The sequence below is a fragment of the Streptomyces sp. NPDC051578 genome, assembly GCF_044454045.1.
GTDB lineage: Bacteria > Actinomycetota > Actinomycetes > Streptomycetales > Streptomycetaceae > Streptomyces.
This window is the reverse complement of record NZ_JBITDH010000002.1, coordinates 173,293-197,981: the sequence shown is the minus strand read 5'-3', so window position 1 is coordinate 197,981 and position 24,689 is coordinate 173,293. Positions and strand designations below refer to the sequence as shown.

Here is a 24,689-nt window from a genome sequence, read left to right as displayed (position 1 = left end):
GTTTCCTCGGACATGTACCCGGCCTCTCCGTCAGCTGGTGGCTCGTGCGATCGCCTGCGTGGCGCCATCCCATCACGGACGGCCGTGCGCGCCCCGGCAAGCCGCGCCGCCTCCCGGCGGCCGGCGCCGGTCCGCCCACGCCGCTGCCGTTTCCTCAGCCGAAGGCGGCCCGCGTCGCCGGGCCGTAGACCCCGGGCGGGTCACCCTTGATGCCGCGGTCGCTCTGGAGCTGCGCGACACCGCGCCGGGTGCGCCCGTCGTAGACGCCGGTGACGGCCACGTACGTGAACCCCTGTGCGTACAGCCGCTGCTGGAGAACGCGTACCTCGGGGCCCTTGTCCCCCTGGCGCAGGGTTGCGGAGTCCTCGGCCGGGGGCGGCGGGGCGACGCCGGACGGGCCGCCGCGGGGCGTGCTCCCGGGGCGGGCGCCGGGGGCCGAGGGCGTAGCCGTGGCCGGGGCCGGGGCCGGGGCGGAGGCCTTGGGCCGCTCCGGGGCTGCGGAAGAGCGGCTCGGGTCGGCGTCCGGGCTGCGCGCCGGGAGGACAGGAACCGTCAGGCCGGGCGGCGCCGAGGCCCGCTCGGGTTCGGGCTCGGGGGCGCCGAGCAGGAACACCAGCGCGCCGGCGCAGGTGAGCGCGAGCAGGCCGAGGACGGCGGGCGCCCACCCGCCGCGTACGCGCCGGTCGGGTCCGGCCGGCAGCGCCGCGCCGGGCGGGGGGCCGGGAACCGGCCGCGCCGTGCCCTCGGGCCAGGTCGGGCCGTTCGTCGCGGAGGCCGGCGCGAGCGGGGCCGCGACGTAGGGGCGTACCAGCGGGCCGTCGTCAGGCATGGGCCCGCTTCCGGCTGGTGGCACGGGGAACCGCCGTGCGGGCGGGCAGGGGCATGGGGTACGTCTTTCGCAGTGCGGGTCGCGCCGTGGTTCGTGATCGGGGCGCACTCTTGCCGCCGGGGGCGGGTCCGGTCAAGCCCGTTGTCCGATCCGCCCGTTCCCTCCGGGCAGGAGATCCCGGGCGGGCCGCGTCGCCGCTCCCGGCTCCCGGCATCCGGCATCCGGCTCCGGCTCCCGGCTTCCGGCTTCCGGCTTCCGGCGCGCATCGGGTCACCCGGACGCGTGAGCGGCGCGGCTGGGCCGTCCGGGGTACGGCATGGTGGGGGAATGCAGTTACGCCGGGCCGCCCTGCCCCTCTCCCTCCTCGCGCTCCTGGCGAGTGCCGGCTGCGTGTCGGTCGGGCCGGGTGAGCCCGCCGCGGGCCCCGCCCGGGGTTCGCTGCCACCCGTCGGCGCCCCCGACTCGCCTCCCGCCGTTCCCTCGTCGCAGCCGCTGCCGCTGAGCCCGTTGCCCGTACCCGGGCCGGCCCCGGATTCGGCCCCCGCCCCCGGGGCGGACGCCGACCGGCAGCCGAAGGGCAAGGCGCGCGTGCGCCCCGCCCGCAGGGGCGGCGAACGGGCCGCGAAGCCCTCCGCCCCCCGGCGGGTCCGCACGCCCGACGCCGCGCGCAGGACGGTTCCGCGCGGCCCCGTCGGGGAGGAGCCGTGCGCGGCCGCGGAGGGCGTCGTGCCGCCGTCCGTGGTCGACCTGTGCGTGCGCCAGTACGACCGCTGACCGGCCAGGATGGCCGTCTGGCTCTCGGGCTTGACCCTCACACCGTGTCAGGCCGTGCACTGGAAGGCGTCATGTTCACCATCGGAGACTTCGCGAAGTACGGCCGGGTGTCGGTCCGCATGCTGCGTCACTACGACGCCCTCGGACTGCTGCGCCCGGCCCGTGTCGACCCCGTCAGCGGTTACCGCTTCTACGAGGCCGGACAGCTCGCCCGCCTCAACCGCGTGATCGCGCTCAAGGAGCTCGGATTCAGCCTCGAAGAGGTGGGGGCGATCCTCGACGAGCGTCCGGGCGTGGCGGAGCTGCGCGGCATGCTGCGGCTGCGGCAGGCGGAACTGGAGGGCGCCCTGGCCGCGGCCGCGGCGCGGCTGGCGGAGGTCGAGACGAGGCTCCGGACCATCGAGAGCGAGGGGACCATGCCCACCGACGAGATCGTCGTGAAGAACCTGCCGCCCGTGCGGCTGGCGGAGCTGACCGGCGTCGCGGCCGGGTACGCTCCGCAGGAGATCGGGCCGGTCATCGGTCCTTTGTACGAGGAGCTGTGCAGCCGCATCCAGGCTGCGGGGGTGGTTCCGACGGGCCCGGGTCTGGCCTACTACGAGGACGCTCCGGACGCCGCGCCGGGATCCGTCCTGGTGCATGCCGGGCTCCCCGTCGCAGCGGCCGTCCGCGCCGAGGACCTCGGGGGTGCGGTGAGGGTCGTCGAGCTGCCCGGGGTCGAGCGGGCGGCGACCGTGGTGCACCGCGGGTCCATGGACGACGTGCTGCCCACGGTCCAGGCGCTGGCCCGGTGGATCGACGCCCACGGGCACCGCTCGGCCGGGTTCGCGCGCGAGCTGACCCTGGCCTGCCCGGAGGACCGCGAGCAGTGGGTCACCGAACTCCAGGAACCCCTGACCCCCTGACGCCGGTGCCCGGTGCACGCCGCGTGCGCCGCCCCCGGGCTGCGGCGCAGCGCCGGGCCGTGCCCTCGCGGGCGGTCCGCAGGCGGCTCAGGGCGGTGTGCCCGCGTCGCCGCCACTCGGCGCGGGGCAGCCCGGCGTGCCGGCCGCCCCCGGTGATCAGGGCGTTGACCGGGGTGTGCGGGTCGGCGGCCATCCCCTTGGCGATCAGGACCCCGACCACGAGGGGGACCAGTGCCACGGCCAGCGCCGAACCGGCGGTGGCGACCTGCTGCATGCGCGGGTGGTGCGGGCCGCGCGGGGCTTCGTGCGTCATGCCGCCATTCGATCAGCGCGCGCCGGACGCGGAATCGGTGCGGATACTCAGGGCGTTGGACGTGGGGTACTCAGACGGGGTGGTGTGCGTGGCGCAGGAACCGGACGGGCAGGGCTTCGAGGCGGCGACCGGGGACGGCCCGGCCCCGCCGGCGGGCCCCGGGCGGGCGGCCGAGGTCCTAACGGCGTACGAGGGGCTGATGCAGATCCGGCGTCTGGTGAACGGCCCTCGGGGCCCGGAGGTTCCCGCCCCGTGGGAGCTGCGCCGGATGCCGCGCGCGGTGGCCCTCGTACTGGAGGCCGCGGGTCTCGCGCCCTCGGCGGTGGCCCCCGACGGGCGGCGCACGCACACCGGTTACCGGGTGGCGGCCGCGCCGGAGTCCGGGCGGGTGCAGGTGTCCTGGCTCGGCCCGCCGGGCGGTGGCGCGGCGGAGGAGGAGCAGGAGCGGCTGTCGGAGTGCGGCCGTGTGCTGGAGCGGCACGGCTGGGAGTGCCTGCTGTACCGGGGCCCCCGTCGGCGCCGCTTCCTGGAGGTCGAACCACGCCGCTGAGGGCCGCCCCCGCGGCGGGGCGGTCCGGGCCGGACCGTCCCGCCGCGGGGGCGGCGGCAGGTCAGGGCGTGCCGAAGGTCAGCGTGAGCCGGGGCGTGCCTTCGCCGGCCGCGGCTTCCGAGGACCACAGCCACAGGGCGTCGGTTCCGGTGCTGGTCAGGGCCAGCCCGTAGGCGCTGCCCAGGGCGGACGCGACCGTCGCCGTGTCCAGGGCGGCGGTGTGGACGGCCGAACCGTCGGGGACGCCGGGGAAGCTGCCGAGCGCCGGCCCTCCCAGGCCCGGGCGGTTGTCGTACGTCGTTCCGCCCTCGGTCCAGGCCCCCGTGACCGGCACCACCGAGACGGTGTCCGTCGTGCCCGCGCCGCTCATGGTGCTGGTCTTCACGCTGAGCGTCGCCGACTTGAGTACCGTGCCCGCCGGCGCGGCGGGCAGGTCGAAGCGCAGGTAGCTCGCGTAGAGCGAGGTCCCGCGGACGGCGAGGGAGCCCGAGGTCCCGTAGTTGGTGCCGGGCGCGCCGGCGTTGGCGTAGGTGTCCTCGGCCGCCGTGAGCTGGACGACGGAGTCGGCGGGTGCGGAGGCGAGGGCGTAGTGGTTCTGGACCTGCGCCGCGTTCAGCACGCTCGGGTAGACGGCCGTCTCGTCGAGCAGTCCCGCCCAGTAGTCGCTGGTCGGGCGGTCGGGCCAGGCGTTGAGGTTGTCGCCGCCCGCGTGCCAGTAGCCGGCGAAGTTCTCGTGCGTGGTGACGTTGAGGGTGCCCTTCTGGGCGCCGTCCACGTAGAGGGTCATGCCGCCGGGGCCCTGGGTGGCGACGACGTGGTGCCACTTGTCGTCGTTGTACCGGTCGGTGCCGCCGGTGGTGATGGTGCGGGTCGCTCCGGTGTAGACGCCGTAGACCAGCCGGCCGTCATTGGTCATGTAGATGTGCTTGTCGTACTGACTGCTGCCGCGGGCCTGGTTGTTGCCGAAACCGACGAGCTTGCCGCCGCGGGTGGTGTTCGTCTTGAACCAGGTCTCGATGGAGTAGCTGCTGCCCACCGTCTGCCGCTTGTCCCCGTACACCTGGGTGTTGGTGCCGTTGAAGCCGATCGCCGTGCTCGCGCCGGTGACCGCGCCGGGTGACTGGCGCAGTGCCGGTCCGTTCAGGTGGACGCCGCTCTGGTTGTCCGCCGCCGAGGAGTCGGCGACGAACGGCAGGACCGATTCGTCGTAGCGCCAGTACTGCTGGGCGCCGTCGGTGCGGACCGCGTTCGGGTACGCGTCGACCGAGGTGGGGACGGTGACGGCAGCGGTTGCGGACGGGGCGCTGGTGTTGCCGGCCGCGTCGGTGGCCGTCACCCGGTAGGTGTAGGACTGTCCGGCGAGGGCGGTGGTGTCCGTCCAGGAGGCCTGGGGCCGCTTGAAGAACAGCGAGTCCGCGGTGACCGTGCCGATCGGCGTCGCGGAGCCGTTGCGGTAGATCCGGTAGGTGAGCGCGCTGTCGTCCAGGTCGAGGCTGGTGCGCCAGCGCACCTGGGCCTCGCCCGGTGTGAAGCTGACGGCGCTCGCGACGGGCACGGTGGGGGCCCCGGTGTCGCCGGTCGAGGCGAAGCGGGTCAGGCTCTGCTGGGCCGCCCCGTTGACGGTGGTGAATTCGCCGCCGACCCACAGGTAGGGGGCTCCGGCCTTGGAGGCCACCGTCAGCACGCGCGGGCCGATGCCTTCGCCGATGCCGTCGTTGGTGTCGGGCGCCCAGCCCAGCTTGCCGACGCTGGTGGTCGGCTGGGCCAGGAGGTGGTGCCGCTGGCCGTCGGGGTACTCGCCGACGCTGGAGCAGTCGTGCGCGTGTGAGGCGCTGTAGAGCACGTTCCGGTAGGGCAGCACGGCCTGGGTGGCGCCGAGGCAGGTGTCGCGCCAGCGCTGGTTGAAGTCGCTGAGGTCGAGCGCGATGCGGCCGTCGAAGACGCCGCCGCCCGTGCCCTCGTTGCCCGTGTAGAAGCCGGTCGCGTCGGTGGCGATGTCCTTGACCACCGAGTTGGTCTCGATGAACCCCGGGTAGGCCTTGGTGAGGGCGCCGCTCGTCGCGTTGACGACGGCCAGGGCGTGGGTGTTCGTGCCGTTGACGGTGAAGAAGTCACCGCCGAGTACGACGTTGTTCCCGTCCGGTGTGACGTCGACGGCGCGGCCCGGCTCGTCGGCGTCGGCGGTGAAGGGCTTGAGCGCGCCGTCGCTCGCGCCGACCGCGGCGAAGCGCCTGCGGGGCTGGCCGGAGACGGTCAGGAAGTCACCGCCGGCGTAGACGGTGTCGCCCGTGACCGCGAGGGCCCGGACGGTGGCCGCGAAGGCGGGCCGGAAGGAGGTCTTCACCGTGCAGCCGGCCACGTCGATGGCGGCGATGCTGGAGACGGGCGTGCCGTTGACGGCTCCGAAATATCCCCCCGCGTAGAGGGTCTTCTTGTCGGGCGAGAGCGTGAGCGCGCGTACGGTGGCGGTGCCCCCGCCGACGGTGAAGTCCAGGGAGCAGGAGGTGGGGGCGCCGGTCGCGGCGTCGAGCGCCGCGAAGTTCACCGCCGGCCGCTCGCTGCCACCACCGCCCGCCGGAGGCCGTACGGCCGAGAAGGTACCGCCGACGAAGACGGTGCCACCGGCCTCGGCGAGGGCCCAGACGACGCCGTTGGGCTGCCAGGTGGGCAGCGCGTCGGCGGTGAAGGCGACGGGCGGGGTGATGGCCGCCGCCTGCGGGGCGAGGCCGAGGCCGATGACGGTGGCGCTCGCCGTCAGGGACAGGGCGAGAGCGGTGGCCGTCCCTCTGGATCTACGCATGAACCCCCCAGTTCGGTGTGCGTTGCGCCGCGCGTGCGCCGCGCGGGACACGGCCGTACGACCGGCGGGCCCGGAAAGCGGTCCGACGGCCGTACGTACGGGCGCACACCCTAGGGCGAATCGGTGCGCCGGACACGGCACTTGACCCATCGGATGCCGAACCGGACCCGGGACGGCGGTTCGCCGCCGCCCGCCCCGTGCGGCGCACGGGGCCGCGCCCCACCGTCGCCCGGGTGCGAGGTCGGGGCCCGCGCCCCGGCGCGTTCGTTCGCCCGGGCGCACCCCGGGGAAAACCGCCCCGCGGGGCCCCGCGCCCCTCTACCGTGCCCTGAGGCGTTCGGCACGGCACCGGAGGTGGGCGGATGGACGACGACGAAGACATGCGGCTGGCGAGGATGACACCGGAGATCTCCCGGCGGACCCTCGCGATGCTGCGGGGTCTGGCCGGGCTGGAGCCGCCGGAGCAGGTCCCCGAGGAGGCCATGATCGTGGCCGACGCGATCCTCGCCGAGCACGGCACCGACGGGCTCCGGGTCCTCGTGATGACCCTCGCCGCCTGGGCGACGGCTCAGATCGAGAACGTGGCCGAGCTGAGCCGGCGCAGCCATGAGGCGGTCCTCGACGCGATGGAGCTGGCCTGCCTGGAGGCGAGCGCCGAGGACTGAGCCGTCGCGCCCCCTGCGCAGAGGATGGCCGACAGGTCCGGAGCGGGCCGCCACGGGGGCGGGGCACGGGTGCCGAGGCGTCGCACCGCCCCTTGCGCCGGAGTCGGCGACACTGAGGTGAGCAGCACCGTTGTGGGGGGTCGTGATCGGAGGCCGTCGTGAGCACACCTTCCCCCATCCGGCTCGCCGCCGTGCTGTCCACCGAGCATCGCGGGCGGCTCATGGCCCTGGCCCGTGAGGTCAATTTCCGCGAGGGCACCCGGATCTTCGACGAGGGCGGCCGGGCGGATTCCTTCTGGATCGTGCGTTCCGGCACCGTCACCCTGGAGCTTCCCGTCCCGGGTCGCCGGGCCGCGCCGATCGAGAGCCTCGGCACGGGTGAACTGGTCGGCTGGTCCTGGCTCTTCCCGCCGTACGCCTGGCAGCTCAGCGCCGAGGCGATGACCCTGGTGCGGGCGTACGAGTTCGACGCGCCGACGGTGCGGATGCTGATGGACGCCGACCCCGCCTTCGGTTCCGCCATCGGGCACTGGGTCGGGCGCGTGCTGGCGATGCGGCTCCAGCAGACGCGCACCCGGCTCCTCGACCTGTACGCGCCGCGCAGCCCCGCGACCCGCTGACCCCTTGGGCCCGCCGGTCCCCCGCCCCGCCGAACCGGGCCCCGCGGGGGCTCCGGAGCCCCGTTCCGCGGCCCGCGCCGCCGGTCAGCGGGGTGCGGGGCCGGCCCCTCGCGCCTCATGAGCCCCTCGGAAGCGGGCTTCTTCGGCCGTTTCGGCGCTCTCCGTTCGCACTGGTCAACGGACCGTCACGGCTGCGGACTGCGCTCATTCGCTCACGAACGGTGACGTGAAATCGCGGCCCGAACGAGCGTTCTGGCGCCGCATGGGCAAGACTCCCGTCCGTTATCCGGCACGACAACCCCGAGGAGTGTTCGAAATGCGGTCCATCAGCAGGAGTCTGGGACTGGCTTCCGGAGCAATGGCGCTCACCGCTCTCACCGCGCTGGCCGGGTCCGGAGCCGCCGACGCGGCGCCTACCGGAGCCCAAACCCTCTACGCCCCGTCGGCGCTCGTGGTCAGCGTCGCCAGCGGAGAGGACCCCGCCCAGGCGACGGTGATGCGCGCGGTGACGCTGGTGTGCGCCCCGCGGCCGGCGGGCACGCACCCGGACCCGGCAACGGCGTGCGCGGAACTGCGGGCGACCGGTGGCGCGCCGGACGCGCTGACCGCGCCCCGTGCGAACGTGCGGTGTACGAGGGAGTGGAACCCGGTGACGGTGACGACCGACGGAGTGTGGCAGGGCCGTCGGCTGAACTACTCGCATACCTTCGCCAACCCGTGCGAGCTGCGCAGCAGTGAGGGCGTCCTGTTCCACGTGTAGGACGGGGCGCGAGATCCTGCCGGGCGGCGCCGTGCGACCGCCGCCCGGTCCGGCTCACCCCAGTTCCAGGCTCGTGACCCCGTAGAGGCCGGACAGGTCCACCTCCGGCGCCGGTCCGGTGTACATGCGGGCGGTCTCGAAGGTGGGGACCAGGCCCAGCCCGGCCACCAGCTCGACCGCGGCCGGGTTCGCGTCCGGTACGTCCACGGCGACCTGCCCGCCGGGAGCGTGCCGCGCGAGCCCCCGCAGCAGGCTCGCGGCGATCTCGGGGCCGGCCGCGTACAGGGGGCCGATCCTGGCGGCCGCACTGCCCGGGCGGACCACGCCGAGGCCTTCGACCCGTCCGTCCCGGACGGCGGCGAGGGCCGTCCGCCCGGGCAGCCCGGTCCATGCCGCGAGGAAGGAGTCCCGGGCCTCCGGGAAGAACAGGCGGTCGTAGGAGGCGATTTCCGCGAAGGGCAGCGAGGCGGCGTCCACCAACCGCACCCCGTGGTCGTCACCGGCGGCCGGGACCCCCTCGTAGCGGACGTTGTTCCAGGCAGGGCGGAACCCGGACCTGCGGTAGTTGTCCTGCTGCTCGACCACCCCGTCCAGGCCGACGAGGCGCCCGTCGAGCCGTTCCATCCCGGCGTTCCACAGCCGTATCCCGTACCCCCGGCCGCGCACCGCCGGCCGGGCGATGTAGAAGCCGACGAACCCGAAGCCGGCGCCGTAGCGGACCGCCGAGATGCAGGCCACCGGCTCCCCGTCGAGCCGTCCCACGAGGAACCCGCCGGGGTCCGCGACCGCGAAGGCGAAACGGTCGCCGACACCCGGGTTCCAGCCTTCCTCTTCTGCCCAGGAGCGGATGAGTTCCATGTCGCCGGCGCTCGCGCCGTTGATCTCGAAGCCCGTCATGCCGGTGTTCTACCAGACACCACCGCGCCCACACAGCCCCGCCCGCCCGGCCCGGTCTCCCGTCAGGAGAGCGGTGGGGCGGCAGGACCGGCCTCCCGGTGCGGGGCTCCCGCGCCCCTGGTCAGCCCGCGCAGATCACGTCGTCCACCCGGATCGGCCGGCTGTCGAGGCGGACGTAGGCGGTGAAGGTGTCCGTGGCGCCGCCGTCCCAGTGGGTGGTGACGGTGGCCCAGCCGACGCCGGCGTTCTGGGCGACGGTGGCCGGGCCGACCGTGATGCGGTTGGGTTCGCTCTGGGCGCAGAGCAGCACGTCGGTGTCAGGGTTGTTCCGCTGCTTGTCCCTGAGCTGCTGGGAGACTCGGTGCCGGCGGTCGTGGGCGGAGGGGCCGTGGGCCCCGTAGAAGCCGGTCAGGAAGCCGCTGATCTGGGCGGCGGTGTGGCGGCGGGCGAGGGCGGTGATGTCGCCGAACGGCGGCGCGTCGGCCAGCGCGGGGGCTGCGGCCGCCGTCGGGACCAGGAGGGCGGCCAGGGTGAGCAGCAGGGCGCCGGGGAGGTGAGGGGTCAGCTTCATGTCCGGTTTGTAGCCGTCCGCGCGGTCCGGCCGGGCGGGACGCGGCGGGGACCTCACCCCAGTGGGGGCGGGATTCACCACTGTGGCCTTCGGGCCCCTCCCCCGCTCCGGCCGGGGGGGTGCGCGCGGGCCGGGCGCCGGGAAAACGGGTTCGCGGGCCGGGGGTGGTCTGCGTAGGGTCGGCTCATGGGGAAGCCGCTCGTCGCAGTGTTCAGTGGGGCCGGGATATCCACCGAGTCCGGGATCCCGGACTATCGGGGTCCGCAGGGGCTGTGGCGTCGCGAGCCCGATGCCGAGAAGCTCGTCACGTACGCGTCCTACATGGCCGATGCGGACGTCCGGCGCCGGTCGTGGCTGATGCGGGCCGAGATCGGCGCCCTCGGGGCCCGGCCCAACGCCGCGCACCTCGCGGTGGCGGAGCTGGAGCGCGGCGGTACGCCGGTGCGGGTGATCACCCAGAACGTCGACGGCCTGCACCAGCTCGCCGGGATGCCCGCGCGCAAGGTGTTCGAGCTGCACGGCACGGCCCGGTCGGTGGTGTGCACGGCCTGTCACGCCCGGTCGGGGATGGACGAGGCGCTGGCCCGGGTCGCCGCTGGGGAGCCGGATCCCGCCTGCCGTGCCTGCGGCGGGATCCTCAAGGCCGCGACGGTGATGTTCGGTCAGCGGCTGGACCCCGAGGTGCTGGGGCAGGCCGTGGCGGTGGCGAAGGGGTGCCAGGTGTTCATCGCCGTCGGGTCGACCCTCCAGGTGCAGCCCGCCGCCTCGCTGGCCGGGATGGCCGCCGAGGCGGGGGCCCGCCTGATCATCGTCAACGCGCAGGAGACCCCGTACGACTCCCTCGCGGACGAGGTGGTCCGTGAGCCGATCGGGACGGCCCTGCCGGCGCTGCTGGCCCGGATCGGCGGCTGATCCGGGCCCGGTGGCTGATCCGAGCCGGCGGCTGGTCCTGGCCCGTGGCTGATCCGGTCCTGTTCGGGGCCTCCGGCCGCCCTCGGCTCACCCCTCTGCGTCGGCCGCCCTGCGCATCGTGGCCACGTCCAGCTTCTTCATCGTCATCATGGCGGCCGTCGCGCGCGTGGCCCGTCCCGGGTCGGGGTCGGCGATCAGGTCGAGGGTGCCGGCCGGGACCACCTGCCAGGACAGCCCGAACCTGTCCTTGACCCAGCCGCAGGCCGACTCCTGGCCGCCGTTGCCGCTCAACTCGTCGTAGTAGTAGTCCGCCTCGGCCTCGTCGGCGCAGTGGATCATGAACGAGACGGCCTCGGTGAAGGGGAACTGGGGACCGCCGTTGAGGCCGATGAACTTCTGCCCGTTGATCTCGAACTCGACGGACAGCGCTTCACCGGCCGGGCCGGGCACCGCCTCGTTCCTGCGGACGGTGCGCCCGCGCTTGCCGTCCTTGAAGACGGACAGGTAGTAGTCGGCGGCGGCCTCCGCGTCGCCGTCGAACCACAGGCACGTGGTGAAGCCGGTGCTGCTGCTCATGACTGCCCTCCAGAGTGGGTGCGCACGACGGACCCGGGTGCCGGATGCCGTCTCACACATACAGACCGGCCCCCGGCCCGGAACTCATCGGTGGGCCGGGGACCGGTCTGTGTCCCTCGGGTAATGCACTCGTACGGGTTACAAGGCGAGCATCCGGTCGACGACGCGCCCGGCCGCGTGGCCGTCGTCCAGGTCGCAGAACTCGGCACGGAACGCCGCCCGCGCCTCGGCGTGTTCGGCGGCGACCGCGTCCGCGTTGCGGACGGCCTCGATCAGACTCGCGGAGTCGGCGAGGAGCGGCCCGGGGGCCTTCTTCTCCAGGTCGAAGGTGAAGCCGCGGAGCGTGTCGCGGTAGTGCTCCAGGTCGTAGGTGAACAGCAGGATCGGCCGGTCCGTGAGCGCGAAGTCGAAGATCGCGGACGAGTAGTCCGAGATCAGAACGTCGGCGACGAGCAGCAGGTCCGTGGTGTCGGGCCAGCGGGACACGTCGATCACGAACCCGTCCCTGGCTCCCTCGCGGACCTGCTCATTCACCTTGTGGTGGCCGCGGACCAGCAGGACGTGGTCCTCGCCGAGCTCGCGCCGGGCGGCGTCCAGGTCGATCTGCAGGTCCAGCTTGTAGCCGTTCGACCAGCCCTCGCGGTTCTCCCGCCAGGTCGGCAGGTAGAGGACGACCTTCTTGCCGTCGGGCAGGCCGAGCCGCCGCCGGACCTCGGCGACGCGCTGCTCGTCCGGGCGGACGAGGGCGTCCGTGCGCGGGCTGCCGGACTCGATGATCTCGCCGTCGTAGCCGAGGGCGCGCTTGAGGACCGGGGTCGCGTACGAGCTCGGGGAGGCGAGCAGCGACCACTGGGCGGCGTCGTGCCGCAGCGCGTCCAGCGCCTCCGGGCTCGTGTAGTAGTCGTGCAGGTAGTCGTGGCCGATCTGCTTCAACGGCGTTCCGTGCCACGTCTGTACGACGGTCTGCCCGGGGCGGCGCCGGAAGTGTCCCGGCACGCTGTCGTTGACGACGTAGTACCGGGCGCGGGCCAGTACGTCCCAGGCCTCCAGGCTGTCGTACTGCACGGCGCGGGCGGTCGACGGGACCTCGGCGCGGCCGTCGCGGACCAGCCAGACGTGGTCCAGCTTCTCGCCGCGCCGCACCAGTTCCTCGTGGATGGCGCGCGGCGAGTCGCCGGCGCCGTTCCCCTGGAAGGTCTCGTACACGACCATGTCCTTGACCGGCAGGGCGGACTGGGCCGGGTAGGTGATGTCGCGGGCCACGCGCTGCGCGTACCGCGAGCGGTCGTGCGGGCTGATCAGCGGGTCGCTGTTCAGGACCAGCCGGTCGTACAGACGGGCCTCGACGCGCATCCGGCGCCCGTCGACGGTGATGTGGTGCGGTCCGGAGAAGAGGACCGGCGGCAGCAGCTGGAGCGGCGCGCCGCGGTCGACGCCGAGCAGGCCGGCGGTGGTGCCGCCCTGGCTCACCGGGCGCAGCGTGGGCCACCAGCGGCCGTGCGGGAGGGTGGTGCGGCCGGCGTACGGCTCGGGCAGGACCGGTTCGAAGGAGGCCTCGAAGCGGTCGCCGTCACGGGTCACGGGGTAGCTGAACTCGCTCCCGTGGTGGTTGTGCAGGACCAGCTCGTACGGCTCGTCGGCGGCGTCCGCGGGGGCGAGGAAGCTGCCCGCGAGGGTGAGGGTGCCGTTCTTGGCGGTGACCGTGTCCACGAGGGGCGGCGAGGCCTGGACGGAGAGGACCAGGTGGCCCGACGTGCCGCGCTTGGCGAAGACGGCGCGGCCGGTGGCGTCGCCGGGCACCGGCACGACCAGTCCGGTGAAGCCGCCCCGCTCGTCCAGGGTCAGGGGGTGTTCGGTGCCGTCGGCGCGGACGACGGACAGGTTCCACGCCTGGGGGCCCCACTCACCGGGTCCGGGCAGTGGCACGTCGGCCAGCTCGGCCAGGCGCAGGACGGCGGTGAAGGGGACGCGGCCGTTCCCGGCGGCGTCCGCCGTGTCCAGCGCGACGGTGAGGGTGTTGTCGCTGCCGACGTGCGTCGCGCGCAGGGACGCGCCCCGGCCGACCTCGGTGGACAGCTCGCCGGACACCTCGACGGCGTCGTCGCCGGACGGGCGTACGTCCAGCGCCCGGGCACGGACGACCTCGACCTTGATGGTCAGGGCGCCGGCGACGGTCGGGACGATCCGGACGTCGGGGGTGGCCCAGTAAGCGGGCGGGTTGTGGCCGCTGTCGTGGTCGCCGCCGCGCAGGCGCGCGCGGTGCAGGCCGCCGGCGCCGGTGACGGCGATGGAGGTGGTCCACGTGCCGTCGTTCCAGGTGCCGCCGGTCTGGAAGACCGTGGGGTCGACGACGGCGGTGAAGCCGGCCCAGTCCGCGTGCCGCAGCGCGAGGTGCGACTCGTTGACGGTGGCCATCGGGGAGGCGACCGTGCGGGCGGAGACCACGCTGCGGCGGCGCTTGCCCTGCTCGCGGAAGACCAGCATCTTGCGGGAGCCCAGGCGGCTCTCCGCGCCCAGGTGGCCGGGCAGCGCGTAGCCGCGCAGGAGCAGCTTGCCGTCGCTCCAGGCGGCCTGTTCCAGACGGCTGACCACGCGGCGTTCGCGCGGGCCCAGGGTGAGGAGCTTGGGCGGGACGGGGGCGGTGAGGAAGGGGTAGTCGGCCTGCGGGCGGGCGAGGCCCTTGACCGGGACGCTGTAGGAGTAGTCGCTCTGGTGCTTGTTGAGGGCGATGAACTCCTCGACGCGGCCCTCGCGGGCGAGGTAGGCCTTGAGCCGGTCGGCGACGGTGAGGTCGGACCAGGGCCCGGTGCCGATCTCCCGGATGAGGCCGCCGACCTCCTTGACGAACGCCGCCCGGAACTCGGGGCCGCCCTCACCGACGTACTTGTAGATGAGCGGCAGCTCTTCGCTGAGCACGTTGTGGTCGTACTCGCGCAGGTACCGGGCGTACTTCTCGCCCTGCTTGCCCTTCAGGGCGTCGCGGACCATGCGGATGGACGTCACGCGGTCGATCACGGAGACGGGGTCCGTGGAGCGCTGGGTGATGGAGCGCTCGCCGGTCTCGCGTACCCGCCAGTGGTAGACGACGTCGCTGATCACGTCGACGCTGGTGGCGAAGTAGTGGGCGGGGATGCTGACGGGCGCGTCCTCGTAGAGGATGCCTTCCGGGTACTGGAAGCCGTGCTCGTCCCAGAAGCTGCGCCGGTAGACCTTGTTCCACGCGGTGCGGTCGGTGACCAGCGGCGCGAACTTGGAGATGTGGGTCTTGAGCCGGGTGGTGGCGAAGGGGGCGCGGTGGCCCCAGGACTGCTGCATGCCGACGGAGCGGAAGCGCAGCACGTTGCCGCCGGCGAAGTCGGAACCCGTCTCGTCGAGGGCTTCGATCAGCCGCTGGTAGGCGTCCGTCGGCATGGTGTCGTCACTGTCGACGAAGGCGAGGTACTCGCTGCCCTCGGATATGTGACGGGCACCCGCGTTACGGGCGGCACCGAGTCCGGCGTTCTTCTGCCGGACCAGTCGGAACCTGTCGTCCCGCGCGGCGAAGGCCTCGCCTATCGCGGCACTCGCGTCGGTGGATCCGTCGTCGATGAGGACGACCTCGAAGTCCTCGAAGGTCTGGGCGGCGATGGACTCCAGGCACTCGTCGAGGTAGAGCTCGACGTTGTAGACCGGTACGACGATGCTCAGGCGCGGGGGCATGGGTGGCAGGTTCTCCAGCTTTTTGCTTTGTTGATGATCAACCGATTAGAGCATCTTACTCGGTAACGGGATGATAAAGTCCGCCCATCCTCGGACATATCGCCCCTGGTCGCCGGGCGGACGGCAAAGAATTCAACCGCCCGCCACCGCGCCGTCGCGACCCTCGCGGGTCCTCCTCAGATCTCCAGCTCGCTTTCGATCTTCTTCAGCTGGTGCCGGGCCATGGCGAGGTTGGCGCGTCCCCGGTCGAGCGCGAGGTAGAGGAAGAAGCCTCCGGTGCTGCGGGCCCTCATCAGCCGGATCAGGTGGTACTGGCTGCCGAGGGTGATCAGGATGTCCTCGATCTCGTCGTTGAGGCCGAGCATCTCCATCGTCCGGACCTTGGCCCGCACGACGTCCGTGTTGCCGGCCGCGGCGATCCCGAGGTCGAGGTCCTTGCCCCCGCCGACGGTGCCGAGCGCCATGCCGCTGCCGTAGTCGACCAGCGCGGCGCCGAGCGCGCCGTCGATGGTGGTGGTGGCTTCCTTGAGGGCGGTCTCCACGTTGGCCATGAGTGCTGCCTTTCTCTGTCGTTCCTGCTGTCGTCGTCTGCTGTCGCTGTGGGAGTGGCTGCGCCCGGACGTCCGGTCGCGGTGGTCCGTCGTGGTGGTCCTGCGGAACTCAGGGCGACGGCGCCTCGGTCGGCATGGGCGGGGCCACCGGGCCTCCGCGCCGGCCGAGGCCGTGCTCGACGAGTTCGGTGATGCGCAGACTGGAGCGGCGGGCCTCCAGGTGGAGCCGGCCGACGTTGACGCGTGGCTCGGCGATCAGGGTGAGGACGGCCGCCTCCCCCGCGGCGTAGGTCGCGACGTAGCCGTGTTCGCCACGGACCAGCAGCTCGCGGAAGCCGCCCTGGCCGGTGCAGTCGCTGAGCCGCTGGGCCACGCCGAGGGCCGCCGCGGTCAGCGCGGCGACGGATTCGGCCTCCGCGGCGGCGCTGTCGTGGGCGAGGACGAGGCCGTCGGCGCTCGCGGCGAGGGCGCCGGTGAGCTGGGGGACGCGGGCCCGCAGGCGCCGGAGTTCCGCGCGTATCTCGGCTTCGGTCTCGGCGGTCACCATCACCGTGCTCATCTCGGCCGGCCTCCTTTCGGGCTGCCTGCGCTCGGAGCGGTCGGCGCGCAGGACCGGTCGCAGCGGGAGCCTCACAGGCTTGCCTCCAGTGCGTCGCGTAACCGGCGGAGCAGCGCCACGTCCGGGGTCTGGGTCTGGGTCATCCAGTCGGGCAGGGATGCCCCGGCGACCGGTGCCGGGGCGGCCTCGTGCGGGGTCTCGACCAGGCCGGCTGCCGCGAGCCTGCGGACGTCGAGCAGCGTGTGGAAGGCCGGGCGGCCCAGCACCCAGGCGAGGTCGGCGGGGGTGCGCACCCCGTCGGCCTGCCGGAGCAGGAGGCGCTGGCGGGCGGTGACCGTCTGGCCGGGGGCGGCCGGGCGGGGCACCACGGGGGCGGTGTCCAGCAGGGGGTACGGCCACACCGCGTCCAGGAGTTCACGGCGCCGCCGGGTCTCCCGCTCGACGGCGGCCGCCGGGACGGACCGCACGGAGCCGATCCAGTGGGTGGCGCCGCGCCGGAACCGCGAGGGGCCGCTGCCCGGGGAGAGGGCGAAGAAGGCGGCGTCGAAGATGGCGGCGAGGTGGCAAATCTCCAGCTCCCCGTCCGCCAGGCCCCCGCTGTCCACGAGGAACCGGGCGACCTGGCGGCGGGCTCCGGCCTGGCTGATGGCCTCGTTCCAGCGTTCGGGGGCGAGGCCGCCGCCGGTGGTGAGCAGGACGCCGAGGCCGGGGGTCGAGGGGCTCTCGGCGTGCACGACCCGGCCGTGCTCCAGGAAGAGCGTGCCGCGGTCGCGGAGCAGGGCGCCGGTGGCACGCTCGGCGGCGAGGCGGGTGAGCAGCGGGGAGACGGCGGTGGCGGGGGCGGGGGTCGCCGTGGCGGCGGTCATCTGAGCACCAGTCCCTCGGCGAGGGTGCGGAGTCTGTGCCGGGCGAGGGCCAGGTTGCCGTCGGCGCGGTCGAGCCAGAGGTGGAGGAAGACGCTGCTGTCGAAGCTGGTCTCCACGAAGCGCAGGACGTGGTAGCCGGTCCGGGTGGTGACGATCAGGTCCTCCACGGGCGGCCCTGCGGCGGTGCCCGGGCCGGATCCCGCGCCGGGGCCGGAGGCCGTCCCCGCGACCGGTCCCGCGCCCGGGCCGGGTCCCGTTCCCGGCGCGGGTTCCGCCGGGGCGAAGGACTCGTACTCGGCGGCCGCACGGGCCAGCTCGGCGGTTTCGGCGGCGGTGGTCTCGTGGTCGCCCACCGGCGAGTCCCCCGCGGTACCGAGCGCCAGTCCGCTGCTCCAGTCGACCAGCGCGGCGCCCCGCGCACCGGGCAGGGCCATGGCTTCGAGCAGACATTCGTCGATCCCGGGCACGCGGGCTCCCCTCCCGGCTGGACGTGCTGGGTGCACGGTCGTACGGCGCGACAGGAGGGAACTTACTCAACTTCCGCAGAGCGAAAAGGCGTTCTGGCATTTTCCGCTGGAACATGCGCGGTAGCACGTGCCAGCTTGGCCGGAACGTGTCAGCTTCTGATCACGGGGGCCGGATCATGACGGCTTGATCATGATGATCTGATCGCAACAGCCGACGTACGACATCCGGCTTACGGCAGCCGACTTACGACGGCCGGCTCAGGACGGCCGGCTCACGACGCGAGCGGGAGGTCGTCCGCGAGCCGGAACGCCCCTCCCTCGCGCTGTACATACCCCTCATGGCTGAGGGTGCGCAAGAGGTGGTAGACGGTCGGCAGCGGGATCCCGGTGATCCGCGAGAGCCGCTTGGCGGTCGCGCCGCCCTCCGCGTGCATCGCCTCCACGAGGCGCAGCGCCCGCTGCACGGAACCGATCAGGGTGGGTGCGTTGTCCTTGTGGGTGTGCTCGGTGCCCATGGTGAGTCCCCCTGCTCCGTGACGAGGCTGGCAAACCCATCAAAGTCGCTCACCGGCCACAAAACCAGCTGACTCGCGTAAACCTGAGCATAAGATCAACCACCGCCCTGCGCCCGGGAAGCGGAATCTCCCTCGGGGGGGGCCGCGGGAGGCTCCCCGCTGCGGGTCCGGACCTCGAAGTGGTTGTCAGTGGGCCGCCGTACCGTTGTCGGCATGGGTAACTCAGGGGGGTCCTTGGTCGTACGGTCCGCGGCGCGACGGCTGCCGGGCCTGATGGCAGCCGCGGGTTTCACCGGTGTCGAGGCGTCGGCCCCGGCGGTGGCCGGCTGGCGGTCGGCGGAGTTCGAGGAGGCGGACCGGCGGGGTGTGGCGCGCCTGGCCCGGCTCGTGGACGCGCCGGTGGTGGCGGTGGAATTCCTCGACAGTGACGTCGGCTTCGTCGAGGCCACCGCGCCGGACGGGCACCGCTGGCGGGCTCTGCTCGATCGCGCCAAGGCGGTGGACTACGGGATACCCGTGCACGAGTTCCCCGTGCTCCCGGCGGTGTGCGCCGCCCTGGCGTGGTCGGCGTCGGCGGGACTCACCGCCGACGAGGCCGCGGTCCGCCGCGCGCTGACGGAGTCGGCCGTCTTCACCGAGCACCTCGCCCAGGACCTGTTCGCCGGCCTGGGCATACCCCAACCGGAGTCGGCGGGCCGCTAGTTCAGGCGCGGGCGAGACGGCCGGATTTTGCCTCGCCACGGGAAGGGGCCTCGGCGGTGGTGTGCCGGGGGCGGCGGGGACGCGGTCGCTCGCGGGGCTCCCCACCGCGCCCCCGCGCGTGTCACGCTGCCCGGCATGGAGCGGCTCATCGAGGAGATGCGCGAGGACTTGGGGCGCCGGATCACCGTGGCGGCGGACCGGCTCACCGACCGGACGCTGGCCGAGGACCCCGGGTACGCCGCGCTGATCGGGCGGCCCGAGCTGCGGGAGCGTATCCACCGCATCCTGGAGCAGGCCCTGGCGGGGCTGGACCGGGACTCGCGGGGGCTGCCGGTGGATCCCGCCTGCGCCCGCACGGCTCACGGCGAGGGGGCGGAGGCGGCGGTGCGGGGGCTGCCGCTGGAGTCCCTGCTGCGCGGATACCGGCGGGCCGGGCGGCTGCTGTGGCAGGCGCTGACCGAAGCGGCGGCCGCGCACGACCCCGCTGTGCTGCCGAGGCTGCTGCCGGGCGCGGCCGGGCTGTGGGAGGTGATAGAGCGGATGTCGGACGCCGCGTCAGAGGGGTACCGGGATGCCGACGCCGCGCGCGCCGACCGCGACCGGGAGCGCCGGGCGGTCCTCCTCGACGCGCTGTTGGACGGCAGGGGGACGGCCCGGGAGGCCGCGGACGCCGCCGTCCGGCTGGGGCTCCCGGAGCGGGGCCGGTTCGCGGTGATCGCGTTCGGGCCGGGCGGGTCCCTTCCCGGCCCGGTCCCCGCCGCCCCGGCCGTGGTCGCAGCCCCGGGTGGGCCCGCCGCCCCGGGTGCGGCCGGCGCCCCGCGCGTGTGGTGGCGGGTGCGCGCCGATGGCGAGAACGGGCTGGTGGAGCTGGGCCACCACCCGCTGGAATCCGTACGGGAGCTGCTCGCACCGCCCGGCGCGCGGGCCGGGGTGAGTCCGGTGGTGGGGTCCCCCGCCGAACTGGCCTGCGCCCGGCGGCTGGCGGAGCTGGCCCTGCGCACGGCCCCGGCGGCGGGCGGGCCGTGCGCCACGCTGCTGGACGAGCGGCTCCCGGCGGCGCTGGTCGCCTCCGACACCGAACTCGCGGACCGGCTGCGCCGGGTGGTGCTGGGGCCGGTGCTGGACCTGCCGCCGGAGGACCGCCGGGTGCTGCTGGCGACCCTGGGGACCTGGCTGGCCTGCCAGGGCTCGACCACGTACGCGGCGCAGCGCCTGTACTGCCACCGCAACACCGTCTCGAACCGGCTGCGCCGGCTGGAGCGGCTCACCGGACGGTCGCTGTCCGATCCGGCGCAGGTCGTGGAACTGGCGCTGGCGCACACGGCGGTGCTCCAGCACGGCGCCGGCTGAACTACCCGACCGGCACCCCGGTCCCGTCGGTTTCCCCCGCCTTCGCCGACTCCAGCAGGTACGGCACGTCGATCACCGCGACGCCCGGTGTGAACAGCAACCGCGCCTTGAGCCGCAGCGCGTTCTGGTTGTGCAGGGGCTGTTCCCACCAGTGGCCCACCACGTATTCGGGGATGACGACCGACAGCATGTCGCCGCCGTCGGCGGCCGCCAGCTCCTGGATGTGGGCCATCATCGGGCCGACGACCTCGCGGTAGGGCGAATGCAGCACCTTGAGGCTGATCCCCGGGGCGTGGTCCGCCCAGGCCTCGCGCAGCCGCCGCATGTCGTCCTCGTCGGCGGCCACCGACACCGCCGTCAGGGTGTCCGGGTGCAGGCCCTGCGCGTAACCGAGCGCCTTGAGCGTCGGGGCGTGCACGGAGGAGACCAGCACCAGGACGTGGTGGCGGGCGGGCTTGCGGGGCTGGGCCCCGGCGGGGACGGCGACCTGATGCGTGACGGCGTCGTAGTGCCGGCGGACGCCCTTCATGCCCAGGAACAGGGCGGGCATGGCGATGCAGACCAGCCAGGCGCCGTGGGTGAATTTGGTGATGAGGACGATGACCAGGACCAGTGCGGTGAGGGTGGCGCCGACCGCGTTGATGGCGAGCCGGCGGTGGATGTGGATCCGTTGCTCCCTCGGGGTCGCGGGCGAGGCCAGCTCGCGCCTCCAGTGCCGGACCATCCCGGACTGGGAGAGGGTGAAGGAGACGAACACGCCGATGATGTACAGCTGGATCAGCCGGGTCAGCTGAGCGTCGAAGGCGACGATCAGGGCGATAGCGGCGAGCGCGAGCAGCACGATGCCGTTGGAGTAGACGAGCCGGTCACCGCGGTTGTAGAGCTGGCGCGGCGCGTACCGGTCCCGGGCGAGGATGGACGCGAGCATCGGGAACCCGTTGAAGGCGGTGTTCGCGGCGAGGACGAGTACGCCGGCGGTGACGGCCTGGAGCAGGTAGAAGAGGACGTGCCAGTCACCGAAGGTGGCCCGGCCGATCTGGGCGAGCGCGGTCGACATCGCCGTTCCCGGTGGCAGGCCGAGCTCGGTGGGGTCGGCGGCGACGTGGACCTCGTAGACCATGGCGAGGACGGTGATGCCCATGAACATGGTCACCGCCAGGGCGCCCATCGCGGCCAGCGTCGTGGCGGCGTTGCGGCTCTTGGGTTTGCGGAAGGCGGGCACGCCGTTGCTGATGGCCTCGACGCCGGTCAGCGCCGTGCATCCGGAGGCGAAGGCGCGCATCGCGAGCAGCACGAGGGCGATCCCCGTGTACGTCCCGTCGGCGGTGATCGGGAGCGTGGCGGACTCGGCCCGGATGGTGTCTCCGGTCCCGATCCGGAACGCGGCGACCGCGAACATGAGGTAGATGACGAGGACGAACCCGTACGTCGGGACGGCGAAGACCCGCCCGGACTCCCTTACGCCGCGCAGGTTCATCAGTGTGAGCACCACGACGAAACCGACCGAGAGGAGGACTTGGTGGTCGTTGAGCGCGGGGACGGCCGAGGTGATGGCGGCGACGCCGGAGACGACGGACACGGCGACGGTGAGCACGTAGTCGACCAGCAACGCGCTGGCGGCGGTCAGCGCGGCGCTCTGGCCGAGGTTCTCGGCGCTGACGACGTACGCGCCTCCGCCGCCGGGGTAGGCGTGGCAGGTCTGGCGGTAGGAGGCGACGACCACCACCAGCAGGAAGACGATCGCGGCGGCCGCGTACCAGGCGAGGTGGAGCAGGGCGACGCCGCCGAGGGCGAGGGTCAGCAGGATCTCCTCGGTGGCGTAGGCCACCGAGGAGAGGGGGTCGCTGCAGAAGATCGGCAGGGCGAGCCGCTTGGGCAGGAGCGTCTCACCCAGTCGCGCGGTGTCGAGCGGCTCACCCACCAGCACGCGTTTCGCATTGATACGCCTCATTCAGGCATGATCAGCCATTTTCGGCGCATTGAAGCCTCTATCGGTGCTGTGTCCCGGATCCGGGTGGCGCGCGCCCTCGACCGGGTGGGGGACGGTCAAGGCCGTCGCCGCTGGACGGCCTAAGCCGAGCGCATCTTGGCCGCCGCACTGCGGATGGCCTCGCGGATGCGGAAGTAGGTGCCGCAGCGGCAGATGTTGGCGATGGCGTCGATGTCCTCGTCCGTGGGGGTGGCGGTGCGCCGCAGCAGGGCGACGGCAGCCATGATCTGACCGGGCTGGCAGAAGCCGCACTGGGAGACGTCCTGTTCGAGCCAGGCCTCCTGGACCGGATGGAGCTCGTCCCCGTCGGCCAGCCCCTCGATGGTGGTGACCGTCTTCCCGGCGCAGGCGGAGACCGGCACGACGCAGGGGCGGACGTCCGCGCCGTCGAGGTGGCTGGTGCAGGCCTTGCAGACGTCCACGCCGCAGCCGTACTTCGGCCCGCGCACGCCCAGCATGTCGCGGAGCACCCACAGCAGGGGCAGATCGTCGGGCGCGTCGACGGTGACGCTCTGACCGTTGACGGTGAAGGTGTGCGAGGGCACGGCGGGCTCCTGAACTGGCGGGGCGGGGGGACGAGGACGGCCTAGCGCGGGTAGGGGGTGAAGTCGACGTCGAAGGAGAGCGGGAAGGAGCGCGGCTTCGAACCGGTGGCGCGGGCCCACGCGTTGGCGATCGCCCCCACCGCGGCGGGTACGCCGAGTTCGCCCGCGCCGCCCGGCTCCGTACCGGTCGCGGGGAGCACGAAGACCCGCACGTCACGCGGCGTGTCCCGCTGCTGAGCCCAGTGGAACTGGCTGTAACTGCCCTCCAGCGGGAGTCCGTTGTCCAGGTGGAGGCCGGCGCGCAGCGTGGTGGAGATGGCGTCGGTGAGGCCGCCGATCATCTGGGCCTCGACACCGCGCGGGTTCACGGGCAGGCCGACGTCGGCCACGACGACCGCCTTGGTGACGCGGACGTGCCGCGGGTCCCGGGTGTCGATCTCGACCAGGCAGGCGGTGCGGGACTTGTACTCCTCGTGGAAGGCGATGCCCTGGGCGCAGCCGGCCGGCATCGGGCGTCCCCATTCGCCTTCCCGCGCGGCCTTGTCCAGGACGGCGCGCTGGGCGTCGGTCTTGAGGAAGGCGCGCCGGAACCGGTAGGGGTCCTTGCCGGTCCGCGCGGCCAGTTCGTCGACGACGATCTCCTCGGCGCCGCGGGTGTTGGCGGAGTACACCGAGCGCCAGGAGCCGGTGGGGACTCCGGTGGGCACCTCGGTGAGCGACTGGGTGGTGAGTCCGAAGTGGTACGGGGACTTGACGGTCGTGAGGAAGAGCGTCTGGGCGAGGGTGGCGTTGCCCAGGCCCGAGGGCAGGCCGGCCGCGGTGGCCGTGATGATCTCGCCGAGGCCGTGCCGGAAGTCGGTCTCGGCGGCGGCGACGCGGTGCTCGAAGCTCAGTACCTCGCCGAGGGCGTAGGTGGCGCGTATCCGGTGGTGGGTGGCGGGGCGCATCCGTCCGTGGCGGGTGTCGTCGACACGGGTCCACATCAGCCGTACCGGGCGGCGGCAGGCCTTGGACACCCGGGCCGCTTCCAGGGCGGCGTCGAAGAACAGCCGCCGGCCGAAGGAGCCCCCGGCCTGGACGACGTGCACGGTGACCTTGTCCAGGGGCAGTCCGAGGTCGGCGGCGATGCTCTCGCGGGCCACGATCGGGGATTTCAGCCCGGACCAGATCTCGGCGCGGTCCTCGCGTACGTCGGCCACGGCGGAGTTGGTCTCCATGGGCGCGTGGCTGACGAAGGCGAAGTCGAATTCGGCGTCGACGTAGGGGGTGAGCAGCGGCGGCAGCAGGGGCGGCGGGTTGACGGCCCGCAGCCGCTCCCGGACCTGGGCGTCGGAGAGCCGGTCGGCGGGGCCGGGGCCCCAGGTGACCTGGAGTGCGGCCTTGGCGTCGAGGGCCTGGCCGAATGTCTCGGCGACGACGGCCACCCCGGTCGGGATCGTCACGACGTGCAGGACCCCGGGCATGGCCTCGACGGCGGCGCGGTTGGCGACGGCGCGGACGCTGCCGCCGAGGGTGGGCGGGCGGCGTACGACGCACGGCTTGGCGCCGGGTACGTCGAGGTCGAGGGTGTACCGCTGGGCGCCGGTGACCATGGCGCGGGCGTCGATCCGCCCGGCGGGCTTCCCCACGAGGGTGTGCCGGGCCGGCGGCTTCGGGGTGACGCCGAGGACCGGAAGGGCCGGGTCGGCGGCCGCCGCGGCGAGGCTCCCGTAGCCGGCGGTGCGGCCGTCGGGGGCCCGCACGACGCCGTTCGCGGTGGTCAGGGCGGAGGGGAGGAGTCCCCAGCGGGCGGCGGCGGCCGCGACCAGCCGGGCCCGGGCCGTGGCGGCGGTCTGCCGGACCGGCCCGTAGAGGGAGCGGATGGAGTTGGAGGAGCCGGTGAGCTGGTTGAACAGCAACTCGGGACGCGCGTCGTCGAGTTCGACGCGAACGGCGGTCAGCGGTGCGTCGAGCTCCTCGGCGACGAGGACGGCGACGGCCGTGGTCAGGCCCTGGCCGACCTCCTCGCGCGGCAGGCGGAAGCGGATGGTCCCGTCCGCTTCGACGGCGAGGGCGAGCAGCGCGGAGGTGGGGGCGCCCGCCAGGATGAACAGGTCGCCCAGGTCGACCAGGTCGGCGATGGCGGGCAGCGTCGGTATCGCGGCGGCGGCGGGCTGCGGGGCGAGGACGTCTGATCCGGCCCGGGTGAGGAGGGCGAGGGTGGGGGCCGCGACGAGGTGGATGAGGAAGGAGCGCCGGCTCCGGCCGGAGGTGGGGCTGTGCCCGGTCATGTC

24 protein-coding genes are annotated in these 24,689 nt (G+C 73.6%); 9 read left to right on the top strand and 15 right to left on the bottom strand.

Annotation, left to right across the window (positions count from 1 at the left end; translation table 11 throughout):
- Window positions 1–154: 154 nt before the first annotated feature.
- Window positions 155–829, bottom strand: coding sequence for a peptidoglycan-binding protein (locus ACIA6C_RS11845; protein ID WP_399274834.1), 675 nt, complete (start codon window positions 827–829; stop codon window positions 155–157).
- A 327-nt stretch (window positions 830–1,156) separates the two neighbouring features.
- Between ACIA6C_RS11845 and ACIA6C_RS11840 the strand changes: the two genes are divergently transcribed.
- Together ACIA6C_RS11840 and ACIA6C_RS11835 are read left to right on the top strand one after the other, a co-directional pair.
- Complete coding sequence (locus ACIA6C_RS11840; protein ID WP_399274832.1) at window positions 1,157–1,603, top strand: hypothetical protein; 447 nt, start codon at window positions 1,157–1,159, stop codon at window positions 1,601–1,603.
- Between the two features lie 71 nt (window positions 1,604–1,674).
- The gene (locus ACIA6C_RS11835) at window positions 1,675–2,508 is read left to right on the top strand and encodes a MerR family transcriptional regulator (protein ID WP_399276193.1); all 834 of its coding nucleotides are present in this window, start codon (window positions 1,675–1,677) and stop codon (window positions 2,506–2,508) included.
- Here the strand turns inward: ACIA6C_RS11835 and ACIA6C_RS11830 are convergent.
- Window positions 2,477–2,821: a hypothetical protein gene (locus tag ACIA6C_RS11830; RefSeq protein WP_361137307.1), complete on the bottom strand. Its 345-nt coding sequence runs from the start codon at window positions 2,819–2,821 to the stop codon at window positions 2,477–2,479. The two genes, ACIA6C_RS11835 and ACIA6C_RS11830, sit on opposite strands and share 32 nt — an antisense overlap.
- A 61-nt stretch (window positions 2,822–2,882) precedes the next feature.
- Between ACIA6C_RS11830 and ACIA6C_RS11825 the strand changes: the two genes are divergently transcribed.
- Entirely contained in the window at window positions 2,883–3,371 is a 489-nt protein-coding gene (locus ACIA6C_RS11825; RefSeq protein ID WP_399274830.1) for a hypothetical protein, read from the top strand.
- Between the two features lie 61 nt (window positions 3,372–3,432).
- Here the strand turns inward: ACIA6C_RS11825 and ACIA6C_RS11820 are convergent, their stop codons facing one another.
- Window positions 3,433–6,171 carry a DNRLRE domain-containing protein gene (locus ACIA6C_RS11820; RefSeq protein ID WP_399274828.1) on the bottom strand — a complete coding sequence of 913 codons (2,739 nt, stop codon included), beginning with the start codon at window positions 6,169–6,171 and terminating at the stop codon, window positions 3,433–3,435.
- A gap of 362 nt (window positions 6,172–6,533) precedes the next feature.
- Between ACIA6C_RS11820 and ACIA6C_RS11815 the strand changes: the two genes are divergently transcribed.
- The 3 genes from ACIA6C_RS11815 (at window position 6,534) to ACIA6C_RS11805 (ending at window position 8,216) form a co-directional block, all read left to right on the top strand.
- On the top strand, window positions 6,534–6,836 hold the full coding sequence (locus ACIA6C_RS11815; RefSeq protein ID WP_361137310.1) for a hypothetical protein: 303 nt from the start codon (window positions 6,534–6,536) through the stop codon (window positions 6,834–6,836).
- Between the two features lie 158 nt (window positions 6,837–6,994).
- Entirely contained in the window at window positions 6,995–7,456 is a 462-nt protein-coding gene (locus tag ACIA6C_RS11810; RefSeq protein WP_366079780.1) for a cyclic nucleotide-binding domain-containing protein, read from the top strand.
- Between the two features lie 316 nt (window positions 7,457–7,772).
- A complete protein-coding gene (locus ACIA6C_RS11805) occupies window positions 7,773–8,216 on the top strand; it encodes a subtilase-type protease inhibitor (protein ID WP_366079779.1) in 444 nt (147 codons plus the stop codon).
- 54 nt (window positions 8,217–8,270) lie between these two features.
- Here ACIA6C_RS11805 and ACIA6C_RS11800 read toward each other — a convergent pair whose 3' ends face one another.
- Together ACIA6C_RS11800 and ACIA6C_RS11795 are read right to left on the bottom strand one after the other, a co-directional pair.
- Window positions 8,271–9,113 (bottom strand): GNAT family N-acetyltransferase, encoded by an 843-nt coding sequence (locus ACIA6C_RS11800; RefSeq protein ID WP_399274825.1) that lies wholly within the window; start codon window positions 9,111–9,113, stop codon window positions 8,271–8,273.
- 121 nt (window positions 9,114–9,234) lie between these two features.
- The gene (locus ACIA6C_RS11795; RefSeq protein ID WP_366079776.1) at window positions 9,235–9,684 is read right to left on the bottom strand and encodes a hypothetical protein; all 450 of its coding nucleotides are present in this window, start codon (window positions 9,682–9,684) and stop codon (window positions 9,235–9,237) included.
- Between the two features lie 186 nt (window positions 9,685–9,870).
- Here ACIA6C_RS11795 and ACIA6C_RS11790 point away from each other — a divergent pair, with 186 nt between their 5' ends.
- The gene (locus ACIA6C_RS11790; RefSeq protein ID WP_361137315.1) at window positions 9,871–10,596 is read left to right on the top strand and encodes a Sir2 family NAD-dependent protein deacetylase; all 726 of its coding nucleotides are present in this window, start codon (window positions 9,871–9,873) and stop codon (window positions 10,594–10,596) included.
- An 87-nt stretch (window positions 10,597–10,683) separates the two neighbouring features.
- Here ACIA6C_RS11790 and ACIA6C_RS11785 read toward each other — a convergent pair whose 3' ends face one another.
- The 7 genes from ACIA6C_RS11785 to ACIA6C_RS11755 form a co-directional block, all read right to left on the bottom strand.
- Window positions 10,684–11,172, bottom strand: coding sequence for a VOC family protein (locus ACIA6C_RS11785; protein WP_366079775.1), 489 nt, complete (start codon window positions 11,170–11,172; stop codon window positions 10,684–10,686).
- Between the two features lie 138 nt (window positions 11,173–11,310).
- Window positions 11,311–14,871 (bottom strand): CDP-glycerol glycerophosphotransferase family protein, encoded by a 3,561-nt coding sequence (locus ACIA6C_RS11780; protein ID WP_399274822.1) that lies wholly within the window; start codon window positions 14,869–14,871, stop codon window positions 11,311–11,313.
- Between the two features lie 176 nt (window positions 14,872–15,047).
- Window positions 15,048–15,422: a hypothetical protein gene (locus ACIA6C_RS11775; protein WP_366079773.1), complete on the bottom strand. Its 375-nt coding sequence runs from the start codon at window positions 15,420–15,422 to the stop codon at window positions 15,048–15,050.
- 109 nt (window positions 15,423–15,531) lie between these two features.
- Complete coding sequence (locus tag ACIA6C_RS11770; protein ID WP_329192958.1) at window positions 15,532–15,981, bottom strand: roadblock/LC7 domain-containing protein; 450 nt, start codon at window positions 15,979–15,981, stop codon at window positions 15,532–15,534.
- Between the two features lie 71 nt (window positions 15,982–16,052).
- A complete protein-coding gene (locus ACIA6C_RS11765; protein WP_399274819.1) occupies window positions 16,053–16,847 on the bottom strand; it encodes a transcriptional regulator in 795 nt (264 codons plus the stop codon).
- On the bottom strand, window positions 16,844–17,314 hold the full coding sequence (locus ACIA6C_RS11760; protein ID WP_399274817.1) for a hypothetical protein: 471 nt from the start codon (window positions 17,312–17,314) through the stop codon (window positions 16,844–16,846). The genes ACIA6C_RS11765 and ACIA6C_RS11760 overlap by 4 nt, the downstream gene beginning before the upstream one ends.
- A 272-nt stretch (window positions 17,315–17,586) precedes the next feature.
- Window positions 17,587–17,829 (bottom strand): helix-turn-helix domain-containing protein, encoded by a 243-nt coding sequence (locus ACIA6C_RS11755; protein WP_399274815.1) that lies wholly within the window; start codon window positions 17,827–17,829, stop codon window positions 17,587–17,589.
- A 213-nt stretch (window positions 17,830–18,042) separates the two neighbouring features.
- Between ACIA6C_RS11755 and ACIA6C_RS11750 the strand changes: the two genes are divergently transcribed.
- Together ACIA6C_RS11750 and ACIA6C_RS11745 are read left to right on the top strand one after the other, a co-directional pair.
- Window positions 18,043–18,531: a hypothetical protein gene (locus tag ACIA6C_RS11750; protein WP_399274813.1), complete on the top strand. Its 489-nt coding sequence runs from the start codon at window positions 18,043–18,045 to the stop codon at window positions 18,529–18,531.
- Window positions 18,532–18,666: 135 nt separating this feature from the next.
- Window positions 18,667–19,881: a PucR family transcriptional regulator gene (locus ACIA6C_RS11745; RefSeq protein WP_399274812.1), complete on the top strand. Its 1,215-nt coding sequence runs from the start codon at window positions 18,667–18,669 to the stop codon at window positions 19,879–19,881.
- A 1-nt stretch (window position 19,882) separates the two neighbouring features.
- On the opposite strand, the gene ACIA6C_RS11740 is transcribed toward ACIA6C_RS11745, so the two are convergent.
- The 3 genes from ACIA6C_RS11740 to ACIA6C_RS11730 all read right to left on the bottom strand — a co-directional run bounded on the left by ACIA6C_RS11740 (window position 19,883) and on the right by ACIA6C_RS11730 (window position 24,686).
- Window positions 19,883–21,832, bottom strand: a complete 1,950-nt coding sequence (locus ACIA6C_RS11740) for an APC family permease (protein WP_399274810.1) — start codon at window positions 21,830–21,832, stop codon at window positions 19,883–19,885.
- Window positions 21,833–21,951: 119 nt separating this feature from the next.
- Window positions 21,952–22,416, bottom strand: a complete 465-nt coding sequence (locus tag ACIA6C_RS11735; RefSeq protein ID WP_366079766.1) for a (2Fe-2S)-binding protein — start codon at window positions 22,414–22,416, stop codon at window positions 21,952–21,954.
- A gap of 41 nt (window positions 22,417–22,457) precedes the next feature.
- The gene (locus ACIA6C_RS11730; protein WP_399274807.1) at window positions 22,458–24,686 is read right to left on the bottom strand and encodes a molybdopterin cofactor-binding domain-containing protein; all 2,229 of its coding nucleotides are present in this window, start codon (window positions 24,684–24,686) and stop codon (window positions 22,458–22,460) included.
- Window positions 24,687–24,689: the final 3 nt, after the last annotated feature.

Bases quoted from the DNA above. Each gene is read 5' to 3' on its own strand.
- ACIA6C_RS11845 (WP_399274834.1), bottom strand. From the start codon at position 829: ATGCCTGACGACGGCCCGCTGGTACGCCCCTACGTCGCGGCCCCGCTC.
- ACIA6C_RS11840 (WP_399274832.1), top strand. From the start codon at position 1,157: ATGCAGTTACGCCGGGCCGCCCTGCCCCTCTCCCTCCTCGCGCTCCTG.
- ACIA6C_RS11835 (WP_399276193.1), top strand. From the start codon at position 1,675: ATGTTCACCATCGGAGACTTCGCGAAGTACGGCCGGGTGTCGGTCCGC.
- ACIA6C_RS11830 (WP_361137307.1), bottom strand. From the start codon at position 2,821: ATGACGCACGAAGCCCCGCGCGGCCCGCACCACCCGCGCATGCAGCAG.
- ACIA6C_RS11820 (WP_399274828.1), bottom strand. From the start codon at position 6,171: ATGCGTAGATCCAGAGGGACGGCCACCGCTCTCGCCCTGTCCCTGACG.
- ACIA6C_RS11815 (WP_361137310.1), top strand. From the start codon at position 6,534: ATGGACGACGACGAAGACATGCGGCTGGCGAGGATGACACCGGAGATC.
- ACIA6C_RS11805 (WP_366079779.1), top strand. From the start codon at position 7,773: ATGCGGTCCATCAGCAGGAGTCTGGGACTGGCTTCCGGAGCAATGGCG.
- ACIA6C_RS11800 (WP_399274825.1), bottom strand. From the start codon at position 9,113: ATGACGGGCTTCGAGATCAACGGCGCGAGCGCCGGCGACATGGAACTC.
- ACIA6C_RS11795 (WP_366079776.1), bottom strand. From the start codon at position 9,684: ATGAAGCTGACCCCTCACCTCCCCGGCGCCCTGCTGCTCACCCTGGCC.
- ACIA6C_RS11790 (WP_361137315.1), top strand. From the start codon at position 9,871: ATGGGGAAGCCGCTCGTCGCAGTGTTCAGTGGGGCCGGGATATCCACC.
- ACIA6C_RS11785 (WP_366079775.1), bottom strand. From the start codon at position 11,172: ATGAGCAGCAGCACCGGCTTCACCACGTGCCTGTGGTTCGACGGCGAC.
- ACIA6C_RS11780 (WP_399274822.1), bottom strand. From the start codon at position 14,871: ATGCCCCCGCGCCTGAGCATCGTCGTACCGGTCTACAACGTCGAGCTC.
- ACIA6C_RS11775 (WP_366079773.1), bottom strand. From the start codon at position 15,422: ATGGCCAACGTGGAGACCGCCCTCAAGGAAGCCACCACCACCATCGAC.
- ACIA6C_RS11770 (WP_329192958.1), bottom strand. From the start codon at position 15,981: ATGAGCACGGTGATGGTGACCGCCGAGACCGAAGCCGAGATACGCGCG.
- ACIA6C_RS11765 (WP_399274819.1), bottom strand. From the start codon at position 16,847: ATGACCGCCGCCACGGCGACCCCCGCCCCCGCCACCGCCGTCTCCCCG.
- ACIA6C_RS11755 (WP_399274815.1), bottom strand. From the start codon at position 17,829: ATGGGCACCGAGCACACCCACAAGGACAACGCACCCACCCTGATCGGT.
- ACIA6C_RS11750 (WP_399274813.1), top strand. From the start codon at position 18,043: ATGGGTAACTCAGGGGGGTCCTTGGTCGTACGGTCCGCGGCGCGACGG.
- ACIA6C_RS11745 (WP_399274812.1), top strand. From the start codon at position 18,667: ATGGAGCGGCTCATCGAGGAGATGCGCGAGGACTTGGGGCGCCGGATC.
- ACIA6C_RS11740 (WP_399274810.1), bottom strand. From the start codon at position 21,832: ATGAGGCGTATCAATGCGAAACGCGTGCTGGTGGGTGAGCCGCTCGAC.
- ACIA6C_RS11730 (WP_399274807.1), bottom strand. From the start codon at position 24,686: ATGACCGGGCACAGCCCCACCTCCGGCCGGAGCCGGCGCTCCTTCCTC.